The organism is Mycobacterium parascrofulaceum ATCC BAA-614 (assembly GCF_000164135.1).
GTDB classification, from domain to species: Bacteria; Actinomycetota; Actinomycetes; order Mycobacteriales; family Mycobacteriaceae; genus Mycobacterium; species Mycobacterium parascrofulaceum.
Genome location: NZ_GG770618.1, coordinates 1 through 1217, shown reverse-complemented (window position 1 = coordinate 1217; position 1217 = coordinate 1). Strand labels below are relative to the sequence as shown.

Here is a 1217-nt window from a genome sequence, read left to right as displayed (position 1 = left end):
GGTCAGTGTCAGGGTTGAGGTCACCGCGTATCGCGGTGGTTGGATCCTGATCACCTGGTGTCTGGCTCTTAGCCTCGGTGCCGCCTTGGGGTTGGCATGCATGCGTTTTGTCGGCATCAGGTGTGAAGGACCGGCCGGCGTGACTTGATAGGAGCGTGGCGTCGCCCCCACTGAGATGTGTCCGCCGACCGGCCCAACCGTCACCTCACAGTGAATGGAGGCAACCACCATGGTTGTTGTTGGAGCCGATGTGCACAAGCGCACGCATACTTTCGTCGCCGTCGACGAGGTGGGCCGCAAACTTGGCGAGAAGGTCGTCGAGGCCACGACCGTAGGGCATCGCCAGGCGATCCGATGGGCGCGCTCTCAGTTCGGTGTCGAGCTGGTGTGGGCGATCGAGGATTGCCGACACTTGTCGGCCCGGTTAGAGCGTGATCTGTTGAGTGCTGATCAGAAGGTGGTGCGGGTCCCGCCGAAGTTGATGGCTCAGACTCGGGCCTCGGCGCGCACGCGAGGCAAGTCCGATCCGATCGACGCGTTGGCTGTGGCGCGGGCTTACCTGCGTGAACCCGATCTTCCGGTGGCCTCCCATGACGAGGTATCGCGGGAGTTGAAGCTCCTCGTGGATCGACGCGAAGACCTTGTCGGGCAGCGCACTTCAGCGATCAACCGGCTTTTGTGGAGAGTGCACGAACTTGATCCGAGCCGGGCGCCGAAACCGGCCTCGCTGGATCTGGCCAAGCACCGCAAGTTGCTCGGGGACTGGTTGGCCGCCCAGCCCGGTCTGGTCGCCGAGCTGGCCCGCGATGAGCTGGCCGACATCGCCCGGCTCACCGAGGCCATCAATGCTTTGGCTAAACGGATCAGCGAGCGTGTCCGCGCGGTTGCTCCGGCACTGCTGGCCATGCCCGGGTGTGGCGAGCTGACCGCGGCCAAGATCATCGGCGAAACCGCTGGGGTCACCCGCTTCAAAAGCGAAGCTGCATTCGCCCGTCACAGCGGCGTGGCCCCGATCCCGGTGTGGTCAGGCAACAGCGCCGGCCGGGTCCGGATGACCCGCACCGGCAACCGTCAACTCAACGCAGCCCTACATCGCATCGCCGTCACTCAGATCCGTCTCGATGGCCTCGGACGGGCCTATTACCGCAGCCGTCTCGCCGCCGGCAACTCGACCGTCGAGGCCCTGCGCTGTCTCAAACGCCGCCTGGCCCGAGTAG

The 1217-nt window shown here is 65.0% G+C and carries 1 protein-coding gene; it reads left to right on the top strand.

Annotation, left to right across the window (positions count from 1 at the left end; translation table 11 throughout):
• Window positions 1-214: 214 nt before the first annotated feature.
• Window positions 215-1217 (top strand): IS110 family RNA-guided transposase (locus HMPREF0591_RS29850; RefSeq protein WP_007172620.1); only part of this gene is annotated, 1003 nt, incomplete at its 3' end.